This is a genomic window from Rhodopirellula sp. UH5 (genome assembly GCF_056839225.1).
Map to the genome: position 1 here is coordinate 954,775 of NZ_CM166390.1, position 24,309 is coordinate 979,083.

General features: G+C 56.6%; 16 protein-coding genes. 7 read left to right on the forward strand and 9 right to left on the reverse strand.

Annotation, left to right across the window (positions count from 1 at the left end; genetic code table 11):
- Positions 1–28: 28 nt before the first annotated feature.
- From UH5x_RS03425 to pyrH, 3 genes are read right to left on the reverse strand one after another with little or no spacing between them, the layout of a single operon-like run.
- Complete coding sequence (locus tag UH5x_RS03425; RefSeq protein ID WP_482634712.1) at positions 29–1,735, reverse strand: APC family permease; 1,707 nt, start codon at positions 1,733–1,735, stop codon at positions 29–31.
- A gap of 6 nt (positions 1,736–1,741) precedes the next feature.
- On the reverse strand, positions 1,742–2,302 hold the full coding sequence (gene frr, locus UH5x_RS03430) for a ribosome recycling factor (RefSeq protein ID WP_047815425.1): 561 nt from the start codon (positions 2,300–2,302) through the stop codon (positions 1,742–1,744).
- 43 nt (positions 2,303–2,345) lie between these two features.
- Entirely contained in the window at positions 2,346–3,125 is a 780-nt protein-coding gene (pyrH, locus tag UH5x_RS03435; protein WP_047815426.1) for a UMP kinase, read from the reverse strand.
- 303 nt (positions 3,126–3,428) lie between these two features.
- Here pyrH and UH5x_RS03440 point away from each other — a divergent pair, with 303 nt between their 5' ends.
- A complete protein-coding gene (locus UH5x_RS03440) occupies positions 3,429–3,767 on the forward strand; it encodes a hypothetical protein (protein WP_047815427.1) in 339 nt (112 codons plus the stop codon).
- Positions 3,768–4,283: 516 nt separating this feature from the next.
- The gene (locus UH5x_RS03445; RefSeq protein ID WP_047815428.1) at positions 4,284–5,834 is read left to right on the forward strand and encodes an arylsulfatase; all 1,551 of its coding nucleotides are present in this window, start codon (positions 4,284–4,286) and stop codon (positions 5,832–5,834) included.
- Between the two features lie 658 nt (positions 5,835–6,492).
- Here UH5x_RS03445 and UH5x_RS03450 read toward each other — a convergent pair.
- Positions 6,493–7,827, reverse strand: a complete 1,335-nt coding sequence (locus UH5x_RS03450) for a sulfatase-like hydrolase/transferase (RefSeq protein ID WP_482634713.1) — start codon at positions 7,825–7,827, stop codon at positions 6,493–6,495.
- A gap of 538 nt (positions 7,828–8,365) precedes the next feature.
- On the opposite strand from UH5x_RS03450, the gene UH5x_RS03455 reads away from it, so the two are divergent.
- Positions 8,366–9,760, forward strand: coding sequence for an alpha/beta hydrolase family protein (locus UH5x_RS03455; protein WP_482634714.1), 1,395 nt, complete (start codon positions 8,366–8,368; stop codon positions 9,758–9,760).
- Positions 9,761–9,984: 224 nt separating this feature from the next.
- Here UH5x_RS03455 and UH5x_RS03460 read toward each other — a convergent pair whose 3' ends face one another.
- Positions 9,985–10,479 carry an ACT domain-containing protein gene (locus UH5x_RS03460; protein WP_482634715.1) on the reverse strand — a complete coding sequence of 165 codons (495 nt, stop codon included), beginning with the start codon at positions 10,477–10,479 and terminating at the stop codon, positions 9,985–9,987.
- Between the two features lie 366 nt (positions 10,480–10,845).
- Between UH5x_RS03460 and UH5x_RS03465 the strand changes: the two genes are divergently transcribed.
- Complete coding sequence (locus tag UH5x_RS03465) at positions 10,846–12,966, forward strand: S9 family peptidase (RefSeq protein ID WP_482634716.1); 2,121 nt, start codon at positions 10,846–10,848, stop codon at positions 12,964–12,966.
- Between the two features lie 205 nt (positions 12,967–13,171).
- Here the strand turns inward: UH5x_RS03465 and UH5x_RS03470 are convergent, their stop codons facing one another.
- From UH5x_RS03470 to UH5x_RS03485, 4 genes are all read right to left on the reverse strand, one after another.
- Positions 13,172–14,926, reverse strand: a complete 1,755-nt coding sequence (locus UH5x_RS03470) for a glycoside hydrolase family 43 protein (RefSeq protein ID WP_482634717.1) — start codon at positions 14,924–14,926, stop codon at positions 13,172–13,174.
- A 47-nt stretch (positions 14,927–14,973) separates the two neighbouring features.
- Positions 14,974–15,171 carry a hypothetical protein gene (locus UH5x_RS03475; RefSeq protein ID WP_482634718.1) on the reverse strand — a complete coding sequence of 66 codons (198 nt, stop codon included), beginning with the start codon at positions 15,169–15,171 and terminating at the stop codon, positions 14,974–14,976.
- Between the two features lie 1,017 nt (positions 15,172–16,188).
- Positions 16,189–16,566 carry a hypothetical protein gene (locus tag UH5x_RS03480; protein ID WP_482634719.1) on the reverse strand — a complete coding sequence of 126 codons (378 nt, stop codon included), beginning with the start codon at positions 16,564–16,566 and terminating at the stop codon, positions 16,189–16,191.
- 94 nt (positions 16,567–16,660) lie between these two features.
- Positions 16,661–18,841 (reverse strand): DUF5722 domain-containing protein, encoded by a 2,181-nt coding sequence (locus UH5x_RS03485; RefSeq protein ID WP_482634720.1) that lies wholly within the window; start codon positions 18,839–18,841, stop codon positions 16,661–16,663.
- Between the two features lie 233 nt (positions 18,842–19,074).
- On the opposite strand from UH5x_RS03485, the gene UH5x_RS03490 reads away from it, so the two are divergent.
- The 3 genes from UH5x_RS03490 (at position 19,075) to UH5x_RS03500 (ending at position 24,299) form a co-directional block, all read left to right on the forward strand.
- Positions 19,075–20,586, forward strand: coding sequence for an OprO/OprP family phosphate-selective porin (locus UH5x_RS03490; protein ID WP_482634721.1), 1,512 nt, complete (start codon positions 19,075–19,077; stop codon positions 20,584–20,586).
- 282 nt (positions 20,587–20,868) lie between these two features.
- The gene (locus UH5x_RS03495) at positions 20,869–21,843 is read left to right on the forward strand and encodes a DUF1559 family PulG-like putative transporter (protein WP_482634722.1); all 975 of its coding nucleotides are present in this window, start codon (positions 20,869–20,871) and stop codon (positions 21,841–21,843) included.
- A gap of 8 nt (positions 21,844–21,851) precedes the next feature.
- Entirely contained in the window at positions 21,852–24,299 is a 2,448-nt protein-coding gene (locus UH5x_RS03500) for a cytochrome-c peroxidase (RefSeq protein ID WP_482634723.1), read from the forward strand.
- Positions 24,300–24,309 lie beyond the last annotated feature (10 nt).

Here is a 24,309-nt window from a genome sequence, read left to right on the forward strand (position 1 = left end):
CGAAGCCGTGTGGCCGATCGTCCAGATCTCAGCCGCCCGCCTCTCGAGCACGATCTTTTTCGCGATCCTTCTCGCGAACTTCCTCGATGTCGTTCTCGCGGGGTTTGTCGTTGACCGCTTGGCCAATCGCTTTGGCCAAGCGACCCAGCATGGCGAAGTAGATGAACGTTCCCGCTGTGCCGGTGAAGATGCACACCGCCGCGGCGGCGATTGGGGACATCAGGCTGGCGGAGACGAAAATCAGAAACGCGGCAAAGAAGATCAACGCGGCGGAAAGATAAAAGCCGCCCCATGCTTCCTCGCACCGAGTCACACTGCGTCCGACTTCAGGAGAAAACGGTACAAACATGTTTTGCATGTCCAACATCGACAGCAAAACGAATGGGAACAACAGAAACACCGACAACATGATCAAGCAGACGGTTGCCAGGTTTTGACCAAACGCCAACGTCCCGATCATCCATCCAGGGCCGCCCGTCAGACCCACCGCAGCAAAGCAGAACAACGTGGGGGCAAGCCACTCCAGCGGTTCGAGCGTCAACGGCCAATCCGACACCTCGTCTTCGTCGTTGCTGACTGATTGCAGAATGGTGAATCCACAGGCCAAGACCATTGCCCCGTAAACGATCCCGGCAGGAAACAAGAACTTCAGTGCTGCATCGAATCCAGTGGCAATGGCAATGACGGCGACGGCAGACCCGATCGTGGACAGAATCAGCCAGTGAACGGTCACGCTCAGTTGGCTAAAGATCCCAAAAACGGATTTGGCCCAATCGGAGATCTTGGGAACATCCAAATCCGCCGCCGGCGAATCTTCTTCCGTGCGGGCGGCCTGATCGAGAAGTTCTTGGGCGGATTTGCGGAAGGGATCGGCAGGGCGATCACTTTGGGTCACCGAGGATTCGTTGAACTGGAACGATTGAGCTCGCTCCATGTCGATCACGACCTTCTTCTTCTTTCGTGGCGCCGGCGGCACCTTGATCATCTTGTGGCAATCGTGGCAACGAATCTGCTTGCCCGCTTGTGCCGCGGTGACATTCATCATCGTTGCGCAGACCGGGCATCGGACCCGGTAGTGCTCTTCGTATTCGACGTTGTGAGCGACCGGTTTGTCCGACGATGGCGGTTTCGGCTTGCTGGCGGCAGCGGCCAACGCGGCGGCCTGTTCGAACAGCGGATCGACGGTTGAGTCTTTGGAAGCAGGCGCAACAGGTGCGACCCCTGCAGACGACGTCACCGATTCTTCCATCGCATCGAAGTTGAATGGATCGTCGGGATCATCAAAGGCATCGGCAGCCTTTGTCGTTCCTGCCGCAGTTGATCCGTCCGAAAGATCTTGGATGTTGTCGAACCCAAACGGATCCGCATCCTCTGACTCTGGCCCGGAGTCGACCGGAGGCAGATCCATGCCAAACAGGTCTCCCTCCGCGGCGGAGGTCGGTGGCTCGTCGGAATCCGCGTTGGACTGGGTTGCCGGGCCCGTCGCAGCGGGCTGGGGGGGAGTCGATCGAGAGATCTTGGTAGGCGTGATGGTCGCGTCCTGCGGTTTGACCGCCGGTTTCTCCGGCGGGTCGCTCAGCACCAACCAATCGTCGTCATCATTGGTGGTGCTAGCGGAAACCCCTGGAACCAAGAACGTTTCTCGACAATGCGGGCAAACCACGCGTGTCCCCCCGGCATCGTCGCTGACCGCGACGGCCACGAGACATCGCGGGCATTGCACCGATTGAGTCATCGAGGATCAGTCCTCCATCACTTCCGCTTCTCGAGCTTTGGCGGATTCATTGACACTGTTTTCTGCTTTCTTGGTCAACTCTTGCACCTGATCCTTGGTCTTGTCGCGATCGTCCTCCGTCATTTCCTTGTCTTTTTCAGCTGTGTCAGCAGCCTTGTTCGCATCGCGACGAATATTGCGGATCGAGACCTTGGCTTCTTCGGACAGCTCCTTGATTCGCGCAACCATTTTCTTGCGGACTTCGCCGGACAACGGGGGGACATTCAAACGAATGACGCGGCCGTCGTTTTGAGGGTTCAGTCCCAGGTCACCGGCAACCAGTGCCTTTTCAATGTCTTTGATTGTGGTTGCGTCGTACGGGCGAATCAAGATTTGTTGTGGCTCGGGGGTCCCGATGCTGGCCAATTGTTTCAGTGGCGTCAGCGAACCGTAGACTTCGACTTTGATCGAATCGACCAGGCCTGGGTTGGCTCGTCCGGTGCGAATCCCCGACAAATTGTGTTGCAGCACCGAAACGGCTTTGTCCATTCGCTCTTCGGCGTCCATCAATATCTCGTCGCTCGTCATCGTGTCATCCTGGGGGATTGAGGAGGGGAAAGGCTGATTGCACTCAACGTTGGTTGGTTTGCGTGTCCTGTGGGTCACCGATCCAGGTTCCCACGGATTCACCGCGGACGGCACGCACAATGTTGCCGTCCTGCTTGAAATTAAACACCAAGATCGGCTTGCGGTGTTCGTTGCACAACGCAATTGCGGTGGCATCCATCACTCGCAGCTTCTTTTGGATCACTTCGTTGTAGCTGAGTTGTTCGTACAAAACCGCATGGGGGTTCTTTTCCGGGTCGTCGCTGTAGACGCCGTCAACGCGAGTCGCTTTCAAAATCACATCCGCTTCGATTTCCAGAGCACGCTGAGCGGCGGCCGTGTCGGTCGTCACAAAGGGGCTTCCGATTCCTCCGGAAAGGATGATCACGCGGCCTTTTTCGAGATGACGGATGGCACGACGTCGAATGAATTGTTCGGCGACCCGATCCACGGGCAAGGCGCTCATGACTCGAGTTTGCAATCCGATCGAATCCAGAGCGTCTTGCAGGGCCAGGGAATTGATCACCGTCGCCAGCATGCCCATGTAGTGAGCCGTGGCTTCTTGGACGCAAGCGTTGGCGCCAGAGAACGATGCCCCGCGGAGGATATTGCCGCCCCCGTTGACGATCGCGATTTGGCAACCGGATTCGTGAGCCGACTTGATCTGCCGGGCGATCGCCAGGAGTTCGTTCTCGCTGATCCCCCGTTTGCCAGATTCGGCCAGGCTTTCACCACTGAGTTTCAAAATCACGCGGCGATAACGTAAATCGCCGTCTGGTTGACTTGAGGGGGCAATGTCGGGCATCTCGGCGTCAGGTCGTGTCAGAGGAAGCAAACAGAAAAGGTGAAATCAGCGCGGCGGATCACTCCATTTGCGAGCTGACACCGCTGCCAAAACGGTAACGATTTCCAAGGGTTTGCGAAACCAGACTCGAATCACTCCGTTTTGTTTCTCCAACAGGAACGTTTGCTACAGACAGCCCCCATCGATGGGGATCAAAAACGTTTTTCGGCCGCCTTGATTCGGTTTTTGACCTAGGGTTGGTGTGAGAGGTCTCTCGAAAACGTGTGCAAGACACGCCCGTTACCCGTGTGAGGATCCCAATTGATGCCGCTCCCAACACCGACAAACGTTAGCCAACCGCCGCCCGTGACGGTGATTCCGCCACGTCGGGCTCGTTCCGCATTCACCTCGAATCCGGACCGCCAAAATGCTCGCTCCTCCGATCAAGTGGTCCGACAAGACCGCCGTCGCAAGCGGGAATCATCGAATGGCTCGTTTTCCGGCGAACGTCGTCAATTCGGAAGCTCGCACGCGGACCTCTCCGAAGATGGCCGAGAACTGGCAGCCGCCATCGACAAGTACAAAATGACCCACCATCGTCGGTACATCACCTGCGATGAGATGCTGGTCGTGATGCGGCAGTTGGGTTACAGCAAATCGTAGCTCGACAGAACGCTGCTCTGTGACGTGCCAGTTTTCAAGCTCCCGGTCATTGAGCAGGCGGGCGACCAACGTTTCCGTGTCGCCCGCCAAATTCTTCTCTCCAACAACGGGGGAGCCTCCTCGCAGGGACCCTTCCACGCCTCCTCCGGCCGCAGCGTCCTTCCAGCAGGATTGCGGTCTCGTCGTTCATCTCGGGTTCATCCCGGTGGATCTCCCATCCGTTCTGTCGCCCGAGAACAGGCTCCAGCGGCCAACCCGAATTTCGCTGCTCGATCTTGCCGGAACGCGATAATCGAGCAGGGACCTGACAATTTGTGAGCCTCGTTTTCTTTCGAAATTGCGACCCTCTCGGTTTGCGGCGATCACACCCGCCCATCAGTGCGGTGGTAAAATCCTTGTGGTGAGCCTTCGGATTGAAATAGCACCTCAAGAATTAGATTCACCAAGACCCACTTTTCTTTTCGATCCGCCCTGCAACTCTGCAGCGGTGAACACTCCCGGTTTGGAGCCGTCCGAATGAAGCCTCGAGTTCTTCTCTTTCAAGCTTGCCTGCTGACCCTGGGGCTAAGCCTCACGGTACAGGCACAAGAAAAACCCAACATTCTCGTCATCTGGGGTGACGACATTGGGACTGAAAACATCAGTCATTACAACCGAGGAATGATGGGCTACAAAACGCCCAACATTGATCGTGTTGCCAACGAAGGGATCTTCTTCACGGACTACTACGGTCAACAGTCTTGCACTGCCGGACGCGCGGCGTTCATCGGCGGCAGCGTCCCTGTCCGTAGCGGAATGACCAAGGTCGGTTTGCCAGGAGCCAAAGAAGGCTGGCAAAAGACCGACGTCACTATGGCAACTGTGCTCAAGAGCCTGGGATATTCCACCGGCCAGTTCGGCAAGAATCACCAAGGTGACCGCGACGAACACCTGCCCACTCAACATGGTTTTGATGAGTTCGTCGGCAACCTGTATCACCTCAACGCCGAAGAGGAACCAGAGAACGAAGACTATCCCGGCGACATGAAAATGGCAGACGGAAGAACTTTTCGTCAAGCCTTCGGTCCTCGTGGTGTGATCAAGGCCACCGCCGATGGGAAGATCGAAGACACCGGACCGCTCACCAAGAAGCGGATGGAAACCATCGACGAAGAAACCATCTCGGCGGCGAAAGATTTCATCACCCGTCAACACAAAGCTGGCAAGCCCTTCTTCTGCTGGTGGAATGGCACCCGCATGCACTTCCGCACCCACGTCAAGAAAGAGAATCGTCACAAGGGCAACGATGAATACACCGACGGCATGATCGAGCACGACATGCAGGTTGGCGAACTGCTCGACCTGTTGGATGAACTCGGAATCGCTGACAACACGGTCGTTCAGTACTCCACTGACAACGGCCCTCACTACAACACCTGGCCCGATGCAGGAACGACTCCGTTCCGCAGTGAGAAGAACTCCAACTGGGAAGGTGCCTATCGCGTTCCTTGTTACATTCGTTGGCCTGGGAAATTCAAAGCCGGCACAGTTCTGAACGGGGTTTTGGCCCACGAAGATTGGTTGCCCACGTTTGCTGCCATTGGCGGTTCGACCGACATCAAAGAACAACTGCTCCAAGGTGTGGAACTGAACGGTCGTTCTTACAAGAACCACATCGACGGTCACAATCAGCTCGACTACCTCACCGGCAAGACGGACGAGTCGCCTCGCAAAGAGTTCATGTATGTGAACGATGACGGACAGATCGTTGCGATTCGCTACGAAGATTGGAAAGCCGTTTTCCTCGAAAACCGGGGCGTGGCTTTCGAAGTCTGGCGTGAACCGTTTGTCGAACTTCGAGTTCCGTTGTTGTTCAACTTACGTCGCGATCCGTTTGAGAAAGCACAACACAACTCCAACACCTACAACGATTGGTTCTTGTCGCGAGTCTTCGTGCTGGCTCCGATGCAGCAGTTGGCAGGGAACTTCCTGAAAACGATGAAAGAATTCCCACCAAGCCAAACGCCTGGTTCTTTCAACCTGGAAAAGATTCAAAAGCAAATCGAAGGCAGCATGGGCGGTCGTTGATCTGAGTGCCAAAGCTCACAGAATGATTCTCAGGAAGCGGCGAGCCAGGCTCGCCGCTTCTTTTTTTGTGCCCCTGAGGAAGCGGCCGATCGGTGCCGAGCGAAGGATTCTGTCGTGGTGAGATTCGCGATCAAGCGTGAATTGACCCCCGTCCCCTTTTGTGAGTCGTCCCCTTTTGTGAGTCGTCCCCTTTTGTGAGTCCGTCCCCTTTTGGAGGTCCCGCCCCAACGGGGCAGCCCTATGCCAGCCCAGGGCAACGCCCTGGGTTGTGGCGGGACCAAGATTACAAAGCCCCAACGGGGGCGGTCCTAAGCAGGTCAGCAGGAATGATCGGGCATCATCATGTGAGCCGTTTGGGCGTTAGCCCCGGTTGTACGTGGAAGCAACGACGCTTACCGAAACAGTCCAAATGCCGAAAGACTCCTGCCGATTTACCTAGAACCTCTCCCAAAACGAAGTTTTGGGAGAGGTCGAGCGACGCCGTTCAGGCGTGCGTGAGGGAGGGGGCCGGGCATGGGAAGCGGCTCGCACTCCCCCTCCCCCGAAAATCTCGCTGAACGCTCGTTTTTCGATCCCTCCCAACTTCGTCAGGCGGGGTTCTCAAGATGCTGCTGGCAGAGCATTGAAAGACTGCACGACCTCTTTGAGAGGCCGGAGGCTACTCAGCGTGTTGGGGCGGTGGAGCGGGGGAGGAGTCCGACACGTTTTGGAAGATGTTGCTCAAACGCTGGTTCGCAGCGGACGCTTCGGATGGTTGATTCGATGACGCGTCGGTGGGTTGCTCTTTGGGAAGCTCGCTTGCGTCAATCAGCTTGTCCAAGTGATTGGACCAACGCCAGCGACCGTCAAACACATTGACGTCTGACCGGATGCCGTGAATCACCCAGTCACGTTTGGGGCCGACGCGGCCATGGAACTGAGACGCGATGCTATGACCGTCGATTGAAATGGAGTCTGGGACGTTGTGCCCTGCTAGCTCGCAAAACGTCGGGAACAAATCAACGACGTCGACCAGATCGTCGCAAACCGAGTCGACTGGAACTGGATCGGGGCCCCAAACGATCAGTGGAACGTGGGTGCCCGCATCATTGAGTTCATACTTTCCACCGTTGACTCGACCTGCCTGGGTGTGCCGTGTGTGCGGGCGTTCGTTCGGTTGACCGGCTTTCGGATTCCGAAAGTCTCGTTGGTGGGTTCCGTTGTCACCCATGAAGATCACGTAGGTGTTTTTGCGAATGCCAAGGTCCTCGGCTGCATCCAGGACTCGCCCCGCCAGTTTGTCCAAGTAGGTGATCATGTTGCCGAGCGATGCGGATCGTCCCGCCGATCGGTCGTCAGGAGTTTCGACGATCGGATCGTGCGGGAGCATTTCGTTGTGGACGATCAGGAACGGCGTGTTGGCTTCCGTCGCTTCCCGCATTTGATCGACGACGTAGTCCACCAAGACGTCGGGACCAAATCGCTCGGCAACATCTTCGCGAACCCGTCCATCGTGATCTAAGGTTGGGTTCCAGTGCCGAACCGTCTTGGCTCCGTCTTTCCAGATTTGCCAGACGCACCAGGAATCGAAACCACTGTCACGGATGTGATTGGGATGCTTCTCCAACGTCGCAAGCTGCCATTTGCCGGTCACAGATGTGGAGTAACCCGCGGACCTCAACTGCTGTGCAAAGGTTGGCAGTTCCTGAAAGTCAACCAATTTGTTCGTCCCCAGATGAACCGGCAACACATCGGTTTGTCGATGCCGCATCACATACAGACCCGTGTGCAGACTGACCCGGGATGGTGTGCAAACTGGACTGGTGTACGCACGCGTGAATCGCAGGCCTTCCGCAGCCATGCGATCCAGTCGCGGCGTTTGAAAGTCAAGGCCACCGTAGCAACCGAGCGTTTCGTAGCCGAGGTCGTCCGCAAAGATCATCACGATGTTCGGGCGAGCATCGATCAACGCCGCCGTTTCCGACCGAACGGTGTGCTGGCATTGAAACGCCATCACAAGAGGCACAATTACTCTCCACCACCAAAGAGAGCATGGGAATCGACGGGCGCAAGAGATCGAACGCATCATACCGGGGCGAATCAAAACGAGGAAATGAAGAACAGTCAAAGCACAGGCGAACCTGCGAGCAGTTTAACGACACGACTCAAACAGGGGATCGATGAAGTGAGACGGGAGATGGACGTTTGAAGCCCGCATTCCTTTCCATGGATCGGCCCCGTGGATCTGCGAAGCAGGTCGGCAGGAGTCTGTGGGGATTGGAACTGTTTTGGTAAGCGTTGTTGCTCCCACGTACAACCGGGGCCAACGCCCAAACGGCTCACATGGTTCTGCTCGATCATTCCTGCTGACCTGCTCAACGGAGCCTGCAAACCAAGAGTCCGGTCTGTCCCCCTGGCAGCCTTTCGACTCGATGAGATCTGGAGCGACGCCGGAGAGAAGCGTGGGGGGCACCGCCATGGTATGTTGCCAGTTTTGTCCAGGTTTCCGAGCAATCCACTCAATCTTCATCCGTCAAAGGGCCCCTTTCGCTATGCGATTGATCCATGTCTTTCTCCTGCCACCGATCGCTGTGCTGCTCGCCTTCACCGCAGTCGCGTCCGCCGAGGAGTCGCCGTATGACGTCTATCCCGCTGTTGAACCGCCGTATTTCCGAGTGCGTTACGAGGCGTCGTCGGAGAAGGGCGAACTGAATTTCCCGGTCAAGTACACGGTTTGGATTCCGCCGAACGCGGCGACTTTGCGTGGCGTGATCGTTCATCAACATGGTTGTGGCGAAGGGTCCTGCAAATCAGGGCTCACCGGCGCATTCGATCTTCATTGGCAGGCACTCGCGAGCAAACATGACTGCGCGTTGTTAGCACCAGCTTACGAACAACCACAGGCTGCTGACTGCCAACTGTGGTGCGATCCACGCAACGGATCGGACGCCGCTTTCCAGAAGTCACTCACGGATCTCGGCAAAGCCTCCGGTCATCCGGAGCTCGACACGATCCCGTGGGCGCTTTGGGGGCACAGCGGCGGCGGAGTCTGGGCGGGGACAATGACGTTGCTGCACCCGGATCGCGTCGCGGCCGCTTGGTTGCGTTCGGGCGTGCCGATTCTGGATCCCATTCCCGAGCGGCCATCTGCCAAGACGGTCGTGGTTCCCGAGACCCCGCTCGACGTCCCGATCATGTTGAATCTCGGTACGAAGGAGGGCGTCACCGTGACGGAGGGTCGCTTCTCCGGTCTCTGGCCAAAGATGAAAACACTGTTCCACTCGTTGCGTGCCAAAGGCGGCCTGATCGGTGTCGCGGTGGATCCGCTCACCAGCCACGAGTGCGGCAACCAGCGCTACCTTGCCATTCCGTGGTTCGACGTCTGCTTGAGTGCGCGGTTGCCAGAACGAATCAACCAACCGCTGAAACCCATTCCCACGAACGAAGCTTGGCTCGCTCCGTTGCTCGAGACAGAAGCTTTCCCGTCAGCAGAGTGGAAGGGCGATCCGATGGATGCTATTTGGTTGCCCAACGAAGCGATCGCGATGGCTTGCATGCAGTACGTGAAAGACACCGCGATTGAGGACACGACACCTCCGCCCTCCCCAACCAATTTGCGAGTGTCCGACGGCGAACTGAGTTGGGACGCCGAAGTTGATTTCGAAAGCGGACTCGCTCACTTCATCATCGAACGCGATGGCAAGGAAATCGCGACCGTTCCAACGACGGCGAGGAACCCTTTCGGGCGAGCTCTCTTTCAAGGCCTGCAATACAGTGACACACCCCTGCAACCACTCGCCGAGATGCGTTTCACGGACAAGACCGCCAGGCAAGGCGAAAACCATTCCTATCGCGTGATCGCCGTGAATACGCTCGGCCTGAAGTCGACCGACGATCCTGCGCGGGGTGCTCCCTCCACGACCGCCCCTGGCGAACGGAGGCAATGATCCTGGACGGTGCGATTCACCTTTCGGATTAGATTGATGGCCGAGATCTGCTGGGCTGCTCGTTCCTAGGCGGGAGCCTGGGGTCAAGGTTGTTGCCAGCTCGTTCCCAGGCTCCGGCCTGGGAACGCGGTGCCTTGCAGGCACTGCCTGTCGGTTGGGTGATCGTGAGGCGGGAGCCTCAGACGCAGTGTGTGCCCAGGCGGGAGCCTGGGTACAAGGGTGGGCTACCTTGGGGGGGCGAGTCCTGCGAGAGTTTTCATGGCATCTTGAGCACGATCGGAGGGGACAAAGACGTGATCGTGAAAGAATGCCGCCATCACATTGGCGCTGATCCCTCGATCAGAAAGAGCCTTGGCGATGGCGGCCGTCAGCCCCACTGCCTCGAGACTGGAATGCACTTGCAGCGTGATCATTCGAAAGACGGCTTGGTACTGTTCTCCCGCGACGTCCGCTTGTTCCCTTCGCAGCACCAGCGTCAAACCCTCCTGCTCTTCGAACGCGGCGATGGGGTGCAGGTCAGCGGCGTCAGCGATGCATTTTCCAGGTTGGGTCACGAATACAAATTCATGTTCGGACATCAGGGGATGCAAAGAGCCAAGCAGGGTTGGCAAGTCGGTGATCCCAGTCATAGACGTTCCCTCCAGGATGGTTTCGTTCAATGTCGCTGAGGCGTTGAACCCCTCGGTGTTCGCAGCGAACACGCCGAGCGAGGATAGCAAGGGATCGTTTGGAACGGGACCTCAGGACAAGGTGGAGGGGGAGTCTTGGCACCCTGCTTTGGTTTGTTCGTTGGTCATTGCAGGACCAAAACCCCTGGATGCATGGGGCGGATCATTTGCCACTATTCGCGTCCACTGGAAATCTGAAACAAATGGAGCTTGAAAAAAGTTCGGAAGGAGAAATGGAAGGGAGCGTTTCGTTTACTCTCTTGTGGTCCCCCTTTGTTGACCTGCTATCTGCCGCCACCCTTCCCCTGCGTCGCCTCTTGGCGAAACTGCGATCGGATTTTGCACAACCGCGTTGTGGTTGATGATCTGTGTCCGGTCAAGAAATCGTCACGCGACAACCACTGAAGAGCAAAATTGATGCACCCATGTCTGAAGGTTGTCACTCAGTTGTCGGTCGCGGCATTCGCGTTCTCATTGAACATGAATGCCGCACTGGCTCAATCGGCCGTCTCGCAATCGATCAGCCCGGCCGAGTTGCTCGAAAGGTCTCGGCCTCGATTGGAAGGCATCTACGCCAAAGGTGAGATGCGTCCCAAGCGTTTCGAGGCAAACTGGTTGGGAGACAGCACGGGGTTTGTGATTCCTGAGAAGGACGCCGATTCCGGAGAATCCGTCCGAGCCATCTACAGCGTGGAGTCAGGGGAACGCACGGTTGCATCGCCGGATGTCGAGATCGCCGAGCGTGATCCCTTGCTGTCACCCGATGGACGCAGTCTGCTGAAGAAGCAGCGTCGAAGCTGGGTGATTCGCGATCTGGGAAGCGGGGAGTCACGTCCTTTGTTGGAACCATCCAAGTCCGGTGACATCTCCTATCAAGATCCGAGCTGGAGCCCTGATGGCAAGCGAATTCTTTTCGTCGAAGCCAACTCCAATGATGTCCAATTTCGCAATGTCCTCGTTCCGGATGACCCTTCTTATCCCAGTGTCAGCAAAACACGTTTCGCTCGCGTCGGAACCAAAATTCCCAAATTGAGAGTGGGCGTGGTCAGTGTGGACGGCGATGACGCTGGTTCAGTGACCTGGTTGCCAATTGCCTTCCCTGAGGAAGGTGGCTACTTCGGTGAAGTTTCATGGGCAGGGAATTCGGACGAAGTTCTGGTCGAGCGACTCAGTCGTTTCCGTGACAAACGCGAGTTTCTATTGGCCAAAGTGGGCGGGGCGGTGTCCACCCTTTTTGAAGAATCCAATGACGCGTGGGCGGTTGGAAGCCACGGGATCAACTCGGGCATCACGTGGCTTGATGGAGGCAAACGGTTCCTCTTCCTGAGTGAAAAGGACGGTTGGCGGCAGGCCTTCACGATCGCACGCGACGGAACAGACATTCAGATTCTGACACCGGGTGAGTACGACATCATCGATCGTGCGGAACCGGGCGATGTCGTCGACGAAGCAAACGGTTGGTACTACTTCTATGCGTCGCCTGAAAACGGCACGCAACGGTATCTGCACCGTGTTCCTCTGGATGGATCAGGAACGCTTGAAAAGATCACGCCGGGGGACCAGCCTGGATGGCATGAGTATCAGTTTTCGCCGGATCGCAAATGGGCTTTTCATACCTATTCAACCGTGAACACGCCTCCGGTGGTTGACTTGGTTTCGATTCCAGAACATCGCTCGATCCGGATCCTGGAAGACAACCAAGAGCTGCAGAAGCTTGCCCAAAAGACAATCACGCGAGCCACCGAATTCGTCCAGTTGAAGCTGTCTGAGGATGTGACCGTTGATGCGAGTGTGACCAAACCCAGTGACTTTGATGAGTCGAAACGTTACCCGGTGTTTGTCTATGTCTATGGCGAGCCCTATTTGCAGACGGTGCTTGATCGTTGGGGAGCCGCTCAAATCGACTTTCTCCGCACGATTGCGGACCTTGGATACATCACCGTTTCGATCGACAACCGCGGGACCCCTTGCCCCAAGGGGGCAGCGTGGCGACGAAGCATCTTCGGTAGCTTGGGACCACTCTCAACCGAAGAACAAGCTGCCGCGATTCAGGAACTGGGACGCACGCGATCGTATGTGGATCTGTCGCGGGTCGGCATTTGGGGTTGGAGCGGCGGTGGTTCGAACACACTGAACGCGTTGTTTCGCAAACCCGATGTTTATCATCTCGGGATCGCTGTCGTGCCCAAGCCACAACCGCATCTCTACAACGCTTGGTTCCAAGAGATCTACATGCGGACTCCGGAAGTCAACGCCGACGGATACGCTCGTTCGGCTCCCTTGGGATTTGCAGACGGGTTGAAGGGCAAGTTGCTGATTGTCACAGGATCAGGCGAAACCAACACGCACATTCAGATCATCGAAGGTTTGGTCGATCGGTTGATCGAACTGGGCAAGCCCTTTGATTACATGGTCTATCCCAACCGAGACCATGGGCTGCGTGAAGGCAAAGGTTCTGAAGTGCATGTCCGAATGTTGATTACGCGGTACTTGCTCGAGAACCTGACACCCGGTCCGATGCCGGTGGAATCGAACTAGTGGTCTGTCACAGCTAAAAGTGAGGGTTGATCGTAGTGGACGAGGCCACGAGTCCTTGGATTTGACGCCAGTTCAGGACTCGTGGCCTCGTCCACTACCCTAAAAACAAGTCCTGACAGACCACGAGGCCGGTAGGTTTAGGTCTCTTCGAGTGGGAACTGTTCGGCGTTCGCCACGGTTCCCGCTCTCACCCGGGAAAGTTTGGCTAGCGTTTTGATCCTGTTTCATAGTGGAACCAGTCGATGTCGACCCAACCACTTTCGGAAACGTTGTCGGTTCGGTTGTTCCAACAGAACACGCCGGGACGATTGCCACGCCAGTTTCCGAAGTTCAGCTTGTAGTTCCAAGGCGTTGGGGTCCAGGACTCTCCATCGAGACTCCACGCGAAGTCCGCTTCATCACCATCGGTCGTGCTTCGTAGATAGAGATCTGTGCCAGGGACCGTTGGCCCGGTGTCCAACTTGCCGTTGTGGTTGAAGAAGAGCTGCGTCGTGCCATCCTTTTGCTTTGCAACGCCGAACAAGGCATAACGGCCGGAATGGTGACAGAGGCCGGCGCGTGTTCCCCAAGTCATGCCACTCAAGTCCAACTTCGTCGTGGCGATCGTCTGGGTGACGCCGAGATGGCGCTGGGAAAGCGTGTTGGACGCTCCCCAGAACGCTCCTTTCAGTCGGCCGCGATCCACCGTGACGGGTTGGGAGGCGTGCAGACGCAAATAGCCCGGCCGAGCTGAAAGTGAAAACCGTTCGCGACGTGGTTCGTGGTTCCAATTCCATTGCGGACCGATTTGCTGGCCATCGAATTCATCGGATGTCTGAAGCGGACGAGCGTGCTCGCTTGGGATGGGCTTGTTGTGAACCCAAACGGGCTCGCCGATCCCATCACCGTCGATGTCCTCGCCAATGATTGGCCATCCCTCTTTCCAAGTGACGGGTTGCAAACACTGAGGGCGTCCGTGAAAGACGGGTGTTCCGTTTTGAACGAGCTGATGCATGAACCACCATCTGCCATCCGGGGCTTCGATCAAGGAACCTTGGCAGGCCGATCGATCGGAGTCCGTTTCTCGTTCCATCACCACACGCGATTCGTAGGGGCCTTGCAAGGAATCAGTTTGTGATCGAAGACACAGTTGCTTGCGATCGCGGCTTGCACCTTCGCCTTGCCACTCAATCAGCATGATGTACCACTGGTTGTGGAAGCGTCGAATCTTGGCGGCTTCGACAGCTGTCCCTGAGAAGATGGTCGTGCCTTCGTCGAGCAAATCAGAGCCATCCCAGGACAGGCGGAAGAGTTTGATCTCATGGGGTTGGTCTGGACGTGGTGGAGAGCCTTTGCCCCAATTGCAAACCAACCAGGCTTCCTGTTTTTCGTCGTCAAAGTAGACCGCTGGATCGGTCCAATGCTTTCGCTTCAGTAGGCAGACGGGCTCGGTCCAAGGACCGGCAATATCCTTGGCACGCGTGAGGTAGAGGCCTGATTGGAAATCGATTTGGTAGCACAACCACTCACCATTGTGTTGGACCAGATCCCCAGCCCAGCATCCCCAACGATAGCCGTTCATTTGGTCCCAGTTGTACATGGGCTCCCAATTCAGCGTCGGGATGGCGTGCCCGGTGTACTGCCAGTTCACCAAGTCCTTGGATTCCAAAATGGTCATCCCGGGCGAGTAGTGATTGGTCGACGTGATCATCACCCAGCGGTCATTGGCCTCGTCGCGTTCGACGTCGCTGTCGGCGAAGTCGCCATTGAGAATCGGGTTGGCGTAAGTGCCGTTGCCCAGGTCACCCCACTGAAGGAAACGTGAGTCGATGGATGAGTCAGCCGTTTCGGCCTTCGTAGGCGAGGGCGGTGCAGTGTCGGGGTGATCCGCAGAGACGACCGATGAGAGCGTCAGGATGAAGAGCAGGTAAAGGCGGGATGTTTGCTTGCAGAGATTCAAGACGGCGGAGTTCATTTTCATGATCAACAGGTTGCAGCAATGAGGTGGGGAGGTGAAAGGCGGGAGCATCAAATGGGATTGGATGTGTCGACAGGGGAGAAACGCTTGGTGCCGCTGACGAAGATTCCGCACGCGATGAATGCACCGACGAGTGCCCCGAGAAGGATGATGCCAATTCCTTGAGCGTTGTGCCCAGCCAAAAGGAACAATCCGGCGGGCGGAAAGGAGATTGCAATCAACGCGTAGAGCACCTGGCGAGAACGCACGCTTGGATCATGGGGCCAATTCCGAGAACGAATCCGGAAGATCAGTCCACCGATGACGCTTCCAGCTAAACTCGCGACGAGCCCCATTGCAGGAAGGGTAGTCAGCAAGGGAACGGATGCAAACGCACCAGCCACTGCGGAGAAAATGATGTACCACGCCGGTCCCCTTCGGAATTCTGAATTCACACCATGACACGCCGGACGAACTGTCTCGGTAACGGTCGGTGGTGCGTAAGGGTTGTCAGTCACTGCGGCTCAGATTGACGATCGAAATTCGAACAAAAGCGGTTTGCAAGATCGTTGCTGGCGGACTCAGTTGGATCCCGGAAGCGGAATGACGCTCCGCGGTGGAAGGCTGACTCCGTTCGCTTGCGAGGCAGAAGTCTAGCGAATTTGGCTGGAAAGCAAGTCGTTAGTGGTCTGTTACAGCTAAACGTGCGGGGTGATCGTAGTGGACGAGGCGACGAGTCCTTGGATTTGACGCCAGTTCAGGACTCGTCGCCTCGTCCACGACCCTAAGAATAAGTCGTGACAGACCACTATGAGTCTTTCGGCTTTTGAATTGGTTTGGCAAGCGTCGTTGCTCCCACGTACAACCGGGGCTAACGCCCAAACGGCTCACGTGATTACGCCCGATCATTCCTGCCGACCTGCTTAGCAGATGCAACTCGTCTTCCGGCTTTTGCCCTTCTTCATCCCGGGAGGGATGTCAGACGGTAGCCGATGGTCGCTGCAACGCAGCGCACCACCGGAAACTTCCATCACCCCTGGCCAGCGCTGATGGAACGCGAATCGACGACGTGTATTGGGAATGATCCCTCAACTGAGAGAATCGCCGTAAACCAGGATTTGATGCATGCCGTTTGGATTTTGGATGACGCCGACGGATGGTGGGACGTTCACACTGTGTGTGCGCTGACGAGCAAGCGAAGCGGATACGGGACGAGGTCGTTCAACGTTGCCGTTTAAGGAAAGCAATCTCGTCTGGCGTTTTACGGAACAGTCTTATTGGTTCGCTCAGTCACTCGGTGGAATCAACCGGGCGCCACATTGGTCGCAGCAGACGTCGTTGCGAAGCGTGGCGTCGCAGTGGCTGCAGGTGGGGACCACTTCCATGTGACTGCCGGAGATAGCCCCGGCGTAGTCGATCTTCGCAATCTTTTTGAGCAGCCGAATGATTTCGGCGAGGGATTGAAAGAACAGCCAATTCAAAAGTGATCCGACGAGGATGGAAAGCGAAGTGACGATGGCTGGAAAACCGACGAAGATCAGTACGGCGACGGCGGCGATCACTCCGAAGAGGATCGAGAGCATCGCGACGGTGCTGATCAAGGATTCAAGTGCCAGGCTTTTGGCTTGGCGGCGTTTGGGAATCGAATGAGCAGTGAGTTCCATGATCGGCTACCAGGGAGATGAAGGGGGGATCTGTCGTTGGACGCGACGAATTGGTGCCACTGCCCATCTCCGGATGGTGCAGTCATGGCGTCGTTCATCGTTTCCAAAGAGATTGGTAGTGGGAGCGGAGGTTTGATTCGGCTGAGGTTCCGATCGACTTGTAAGCATCCCAGGCTGGTTTGGGGGCACCGCGTGGTTGCTCGGGCGAACCGAGTCCACGCAGTCCCAAGTGCAGGCCACCTTCGGCACGGGAGTCCACGGGGCGATGGTAGTCGAATGCGAGAATGGACGTGCACTTGCGAATTTGTTCAAAGGTGTAGAACACCGCGGCGGCCTGTTGTTCCAAAGCTTGTGGATCAGTCTCGGACGCGTGGAAGCCTTGCTCGCTGAGCAACACCGCACGCACCTTGCCCTCGGGATCTCGCAAACGTTCGGTGTGCAACCAGTCGTCCAGCACCTGCCAGTTTTTAAGTGTGAACATGCTGGCATCGAGTGTGAATTCAACGTTGTCGTTCCAGGTGTCGGATTCCCACAGGCTTTCGGGGTAGGGATGATGAGCCAATCCCCACGGGAAGTTGCCTTCGACTTCACCGTGTCGAACGAGAGCCTGCATGATGTCTTTGGACGCGTACCAACGCCAATGCGGAGGATCTTCCAGGTTCCAATGATGCGTCAACGAAATGAACGTGCGAGCGTGAGGATTGACCCGTCGAGTTGCGGCGTCGACCATCCGCATGGAGCGAAAGTAGTGGTCGAGATAGATGTGCATGGGAACCTCGCCCATGTTGGTCCATTGCCAACCGGCGTCGATTTCATTGTGGACAATCCAGTGATCGATGCGAAGGTTGCCTTCGCTGTAGCGTTCAGCGAGGAAGTCCAGCGTGTCGGCATACAGTTGGGCGGACGCTTCGTCGACCAAGTTGGGCATCGTGTACGTGCCAGCGGGGTCGGCATTGGGATGTTCCAAACTGGGCAAGTCATCGGTCGACTTAGTTCCCGAATTGGGGATCAGCAGAATGGCCGCCATCACCAAACCAGCGTCGCGTCCCTTTTGCACACGGTGATCGAGGTGCCGCATGGCGGCTTGGTTGACGTATCGTTCTCGCCCGCGGACCTGCGTGGCCTGAAACCCGCGACGTGGTGTCGGTGAAACCAAATGGCTCAAGACCAGATTGACCGAACCGTGAGCTAGTCCGAGTTCCTTGACATGTTCCGGTGCAAGCTCGGCAAGGCAGGTCATGCCTTTGGCGGCACGCAGCTTTGGCGTTGGGGGAAGCTCTTTGTCCTCGGCCGCATCGTAGCGATCGACGTGATGCACGGCGGAAAACGGCGTTGCGGATCGATTGCCTTCGGGGTCCAGTTGGCTCGAAATTGAAACGACTTGCCATCGAACGCCCGTGTCACGCAGCTTCGATTCTTGGTCGGCCGGGATGCGAACCTGAAAGTTCCCGTCGGCGTCAATCCGGACGGGGCGAAAGAAGGTTTTCGAGTTCACCTTGGCCGGAACCGCGGAAATTTCGGTCAACCCGCGCACGATCAAACTGAGGTTGGCCGTTGAGAGTTGGCCGACCGCTTTTCCCGCGACGAGGATCGCGTCGGCAGTGTGTTCCACCCGCGTGATTTCAAGCGGGAATTGCGTCTGATAGTACGAGGCAATCTGTTCGTCCAGTCGTTCCAATCGCTTGACTCGTTCCTGTTGTTCCTGGTTTTGTCGTCGCTCGAAATCGTTTTCGAGACGCAGGACAACATTTCGGATTCGAAACCGTTTGTCGGCGACGGTTCCGAAATCGAGTCGCAACCAAAGCGGTTGGTCGTCACGCAGAAACTGTTGGCCCAGGGACAGGTCGCAGGTGTACGTCGTCCAGCCTTCCGCGCGATTCAAATGCGGCAGGTCGACGCGGCGTTTTTCTGTCCATGGTTGTCCGTAGAACAGTTGCATGTTTCGGATGCCCTGCGGGCAAAACACTTCCATCGCCAGAATCCAACGTCGTTCGTTCGCGGGTGTCGGCGGGATCTGAAAGGCAATGAATGGATCGTTGCCAGTGGTTCGGAACGCGATCGCGTCTTCCGCCGGTTCCATTTTCAAGTGCTTGAGTTGCGTCTGTTCACTGGAAAGCTGGATCGATCGCGGCGCGATGGTGGAGGGGGATTGAGCGGTCGCGAGCGAATTGAAAAGGGGGATCAAAGCTAAGATCGCGAGAACCGGCAGAACGTCCCGCACGGAAGGCGTGAAACAAGTGCGTCGGAGAGCAAACCAATCGGAAAACAGATTCATTCGAAGGGGGGTTGTTTGGTGGGGAGGGGGCTCAGCGACGAAGGAGGGGGAGGCCGCCAGCGGGGAGTTGCATTTGGTCCGATTGTAACGGTTCGCCGCGTCGGTCTACATCCGCTTGGTAGACGTGTCGATTTTGATCATCGGAGCGATACGAAGGATCAATTCTTGTGGGCCGGTCATCCGGGACGCAAGGCTTGCATCACAAGGAATGACTTCCAATCAAAGGCGGATGGATGACTGGGCGAGCAATCGGGAAACGACTTCGAACGCGGCAAACAGAATTCCGCGGAATCAGTCTGCGAATGGTGATGATCACGTGGACACTGGTTGGTCTTCAGACGACGGTGACCAACGCCCAGGAACCCCTGATTTTGGGAAGCGGAATTGTCTCGCAGTCACCCGTTGAGGTTCCACTGGGGCAGACAGTGTCGGAGGAGTCGATTGCGGGAAACACTGACAACCCTTCGGATGACGTGTCACAGGAGTTGGCACGCTTGCAGGCCCAGATCGATGAACTGAAGCAAGCGTCGAAGATTTCGCAGGAGCCGGTTTTTGTTTATGCGGAGGAGTCTCCTGCAACCTCTTGCACTCCCCCTGCGTCGAGCAAGTATCCCACCGCGCGGCTGACCGGATTCTTCCAAGCCGATACCGCTTGGTTCCATCAAAGCGAGCGAAACATCGCAGCGGTGGGGGATGCGGAAGATGGCTCCGACTTTCGGCGAGCTCGTTTGGCCGCGGTTGGGAACGTTTGGGACAACGTTGCCTACTCGCTTGAGATGGACTTCGGATTTCCCGGACGCCCGAGCTTCATGGACGTGTGGGTCGATTTGGAAGATGTGGTTGGGGATGGCAATCTGCGAGTCGGCCAGTTTCGGCAACCGATCGGAATGGAAGGCTTGACCAGCGTGAAAGAGCTGACGTTCATGGAACGCTCATTGCCGTTTGCCTTGATCCCGTTTCGTCAGATCGGAGCGGTTCTTTACGGTACGTCGACGGATGATTTGATGACTTGGGCAGTCAGCGGTTTTCGATTTCCGACGGATGTCTATGGCGGCAGTGTCGGCGAGAACGGTGGCTATGGAACAGCCGCCCGTTTGACCGGATTGTTGGTGGATCGTGAACCAGGCAACGTTCGCTTCCACGTTGGAGGTGCCTACAGTTTCATTGATCCTTCGAACGATCTGTTTCAATACCGCAGCCAGCCCGAAGTGTTTGTCAGCGAAACCGGTGGCGGAGTGCCCGCGGCCGTGGCAGTGAACACGCCGTTTTTCGTTGACACGGGGATCATCGACGCGGAGCACACCCATCTGTTCGGAGCGGAACTCGCGGCTTCGGCGGGTTCGTTCTATGCCCAGTCGGAGTATCTGGTCAGCGTGGTGGATCAGATTGGCGGGCCAACGGTCGCACTGCCGGGTGCCTACGCGTACGCAGGCTACTTCTTGACCGGGGAGCAGCGTTCGTATGACAAGAAGAACGGCGTGTTTGGCGACGTCGTTCCCAATTGCAGTGTCGGCAAAGACGGCGGCATCGGGGCCTGGGAGTTGGCGGTTCGCTACTCGTATCTGGATTTCAACGACGCGAACGTTCAAGGCGGACGGTTGAGCGACATCACGACGGGATTGAACTGGCACTGGAACCCACACACCAAGTTCCAACTCAACTACATCCATGCGATGCTGGACAGTCCGGTCAATGGCGACAGCGACGCGAGCATCTTTGCAATGCGAGCCCACCTGGATTTCTGATCCAGCCGGCAGGGCCTCATAGGCTCCCAACGAGCTTCTGATCTGCGAGGCTCGGTGTGGGGAACCGAGCGACTCCTGGATCCACCACTCGCCCGGGTTGCGGAAAATACGCCAATTGTTCATGATAGGTGCACTAATGAGAGAGTTTCTCATTAGCGTGACCTCACCACTGATTCTTGATTTTCAGTGTTGTTCCAGCAAGCGATCGCCGGCCTTTGGGACCGGCTCAGCCAGCCAAATGTCACGTTTGCGCTGACTGTAGATCTAAACTGGAGTGATTGAATGGCTGGTCGTCGAAATGCGTTCACCTTGGTCGAATTGTTGGTGGTGATTGCCATCATCGGTGTTTTGGTGGGGTTGTTGTTGCCCGCCGTGCAGTCTGCCCGCGAGGCGGCTCGACGCATGCAGTGCTCGAACAATCTGAAGCAACTCGGGCTGGGGATGCAGAATCATCACGCTGCCCACAATGCGTTTCCGAGCAGTGTTTCGGGCAGCGGAGCACTGCACTATTGGGGAGCTCAGTTGCTTCCCTATCTGGAACAAAGTCCACTTGCCGAAATCTATGACTATCGCGTCCGGTACAACGACATCAAGAATCGAGAAGCCGTTCAGACTCCACTTTCGTTGATGCTGTGCCCCAGCACGCCGGGCAGTCCGGTTGAGGATCCGAAATTCAAACGTGCGACCTCCTCCAGCCCAGAAGCGTGGGGCTCGTTCGGTTCCGACTATGCAGGCAGCGCGGGGCCCTATTCACGGATGTGGACCGATCCAGCGGTGGTGTCATACCCCAAACCGGGCAACATCGATGGACTGTTTGATGGAACGGTGAAACCGGGGATGAAGGGCAGACGCATTCGCGATGTCTTGGATGGGACTTCCCATTCGATCGTGTTTGTCGAGTCGTCTGGCCGACCGCAGATCTGGCAAGCCAAGAGCGGCAGGGTGCCAGGTTCTGGAGAAGAGACAAGTTCCGGTGCGAATTACGTGGCGGTGTCCAGCTGGGCGGCAGGCAATCTGTTTGTCGCACGGGGATATGAATACGATGCGACCGAACCGGATGAGCATGCTCGATGGAGTGCTCCGGGAGGGCAGATGATCAATGCGTCGAACAAGTACGCCGTTTACTCGTTTCATGTTGGCGGCGCTCACGTTGCCTTTGTGGACGGCTCTGTTCATTTTTTAACCGAGAGCACCAGTGCGGATGTCATGTGTCAACTACTGACAATCGCGGGTGGTGAAGTGATCGAAGGGTATTGAGTTTGATCGTGAAAGTCTCGTTTGCAGTTCCATTGTTCGGAGTGGCTTGGCTACTCCTCGCCGGCAGTGTTTTCGCGATCGAACCGTTGGTGGATGCGAGTGGCCTGCCCACTTCCGAGTCGCCGATGCCGGTTTATGATGACGACCCGACCAGTGATTTGAATCGTTTGCACCAACTGTTGTTCATTCAATCCTTGGTCCCGGAAGAGGTGCAGGCTGCGTTGCCGTCTGAAAGACAGCGTGACGAAAAATCCGAGGCGGAGTTCTACAAACGTGGTTGGTACTTTTTGAAGCGAGAAGGGGGCCCGGACGACCGTCGTGTCTTCGGTGGGGACGTTCGTGTCTCGCCCGTCAGTCGTCTGTCAGGAACATCGCGAACGGAATTACTGAGTCTACTGGATCGAGTTTGTGATCCCGAGCGATATTCGGAACTGGATTCGGCGCTGACCCGAGCGTTGGTCCAATGGGACATCGCGTCGGTATGGTGGAATTGGGAAAAGGAAAGCTTGAAAGACACCGAGTTGTTGAACGCAATGGCTCGAACAATCGAGGCTTTGGCTCAACCCGCTGACAGGCTGAAAACGCTGCCAAGCGGAGTGGAACAGTTGCATGCGAATTTTGCTGCCGATCGCCCATCCACTCCTTCGATGGCTTACTTCCCAACAGACTTCGTTGGCACTGGTGGCGACCAAAGCTGCTGGGTTGAGGTGGGGCGGATCAGTTCCGCTTTGTTCAAAGCGGATCGTTCGCTGCACGCATCGAAGGTCTATTTGAATGCTGGTTCGCGTGAGCGGACGTTGCAGTTGATCCAGGATGCCAAAACCAAAGCGGCCGGGGCCGTCGAAGTCCCTGCAGAAACACAGGCGGTCCTGATTCAGCAAATCATTGCCTTGGATGATCAACTTCGGCCGGTTGTGACACCCGTCATTGACGACGCGAGAGTGCGTGTTTTGCAGGGGCCAGCCACCTTGTCCGGCGACAACAACACCAGCAGTCGGGACGGTTCGAATCACTGGGTGTTCCGCAGGACTCGCTACGGGTCGTCCCGCCCCGCGACCTCCGATTTCGAATTCGTGGCCGATTCGTCGGAATCATTGTTTGTTGAATATGGAACGTTGAAACACGCCACCTATTCGGCGCAATGCACGCTCTGTCATCGCCGCACCAACAATGGCGGGCAGGCTCCCGAGGGCTTTCGAGTCTTGACGCGTCACTCGGAACCGCATCCCGCGGAGGCGGGCGAGCGTGAGCAATTGGCGTTGCAGGAAATGACCCCCGTCATCAATCGATTGCGTGAACGCTTGGCCGCCCATGATGCGATGGACGGGCAATCCATGAACGAAGTTCGCTCGGATGAAAGCACAACCAGGAGTCCGCCTCGCGCTGAACGCAGCCCCGAAGAGCGACTGGCTTGGATTCTTCAATTGCGTGAAAGCTACGGCAAGGATCCTTCGCAATGGCCGGCCCCTGAAATTGATCCGGGGGCAAATTGGGAAGAGCTGGGGGTGTTGCCTTTGGTGCAGCACCCAAGTGACAACCCATATAGCGAACCGAAGGCCGAGCTGGGGAAACGGCTGTTCTTTGATCCTCGACTGTCTGGTAGCGGACAAATTGCGTGTGCATCCTGCCATGATCCTGATCTGGCTTGGGCGGATGGTCGGACGACGAGTTTCGGTCATTCGCGAGAGTTACTTCGACGCAACGCCCCGACCATTCAAAACACGGGACATTTCAAACAGTTGTTCTGGGACGGGCGAGCTGGTTCGTTGGAAGAACAGGTGATTCATGTTTTGGAAAACCCGAGCGAAATGCATGCGTCCGAGCAGGACGTGGTTCGAGAATTCCAGGAACTGGAGGGCTATCAAGATCTCTTCGCGGCGGCATATGGAACCGAGGAGGTCACGTTTCAACGGATTGCCCAGGCCATTGCCTGTTATGAACGAACGATTGTGGGCGGCAACTCACCATTTGATCGTTACCTGAAAGGCGACAAGGAGGCCTTGTCCGACGATGCAATCGTGGGGTTGGATCTGTTTCGCCGCGAAGCTCGTTGCATCCATTGCCACAATGGCCCGTTGTTTTCAGACAGCCAACTGCATGACGTTGGGCTGAGCTACTACGGACGTAAGTTCGAGGATCTCGGTCGGTATTCTGTCACGGGGGATGCCGACGATGTGGGACGGTTTCGCACGCCGAGTTTGCGCAACATCACACGAACGCGACCATTGATGCACAACGGATTGTTTGAGTTGCCTGGGGTGTTGAACATGTACAACGCCGGCATGCCGACGTTGCGACGAAAGGAAAGCCAGATTGGCGACCCCTTGTTCCCCGAAAAGTCGCATTTGCTGAAGCCGCTTGGATTGAACAAGCAAGACCTCGCTGACTTGATCGCGTTTCTCACCGCGTTGGAAGAACCCAAACGCCGCACTTGGCCGCCCGAACTTCCGAAATGACGAACGCATT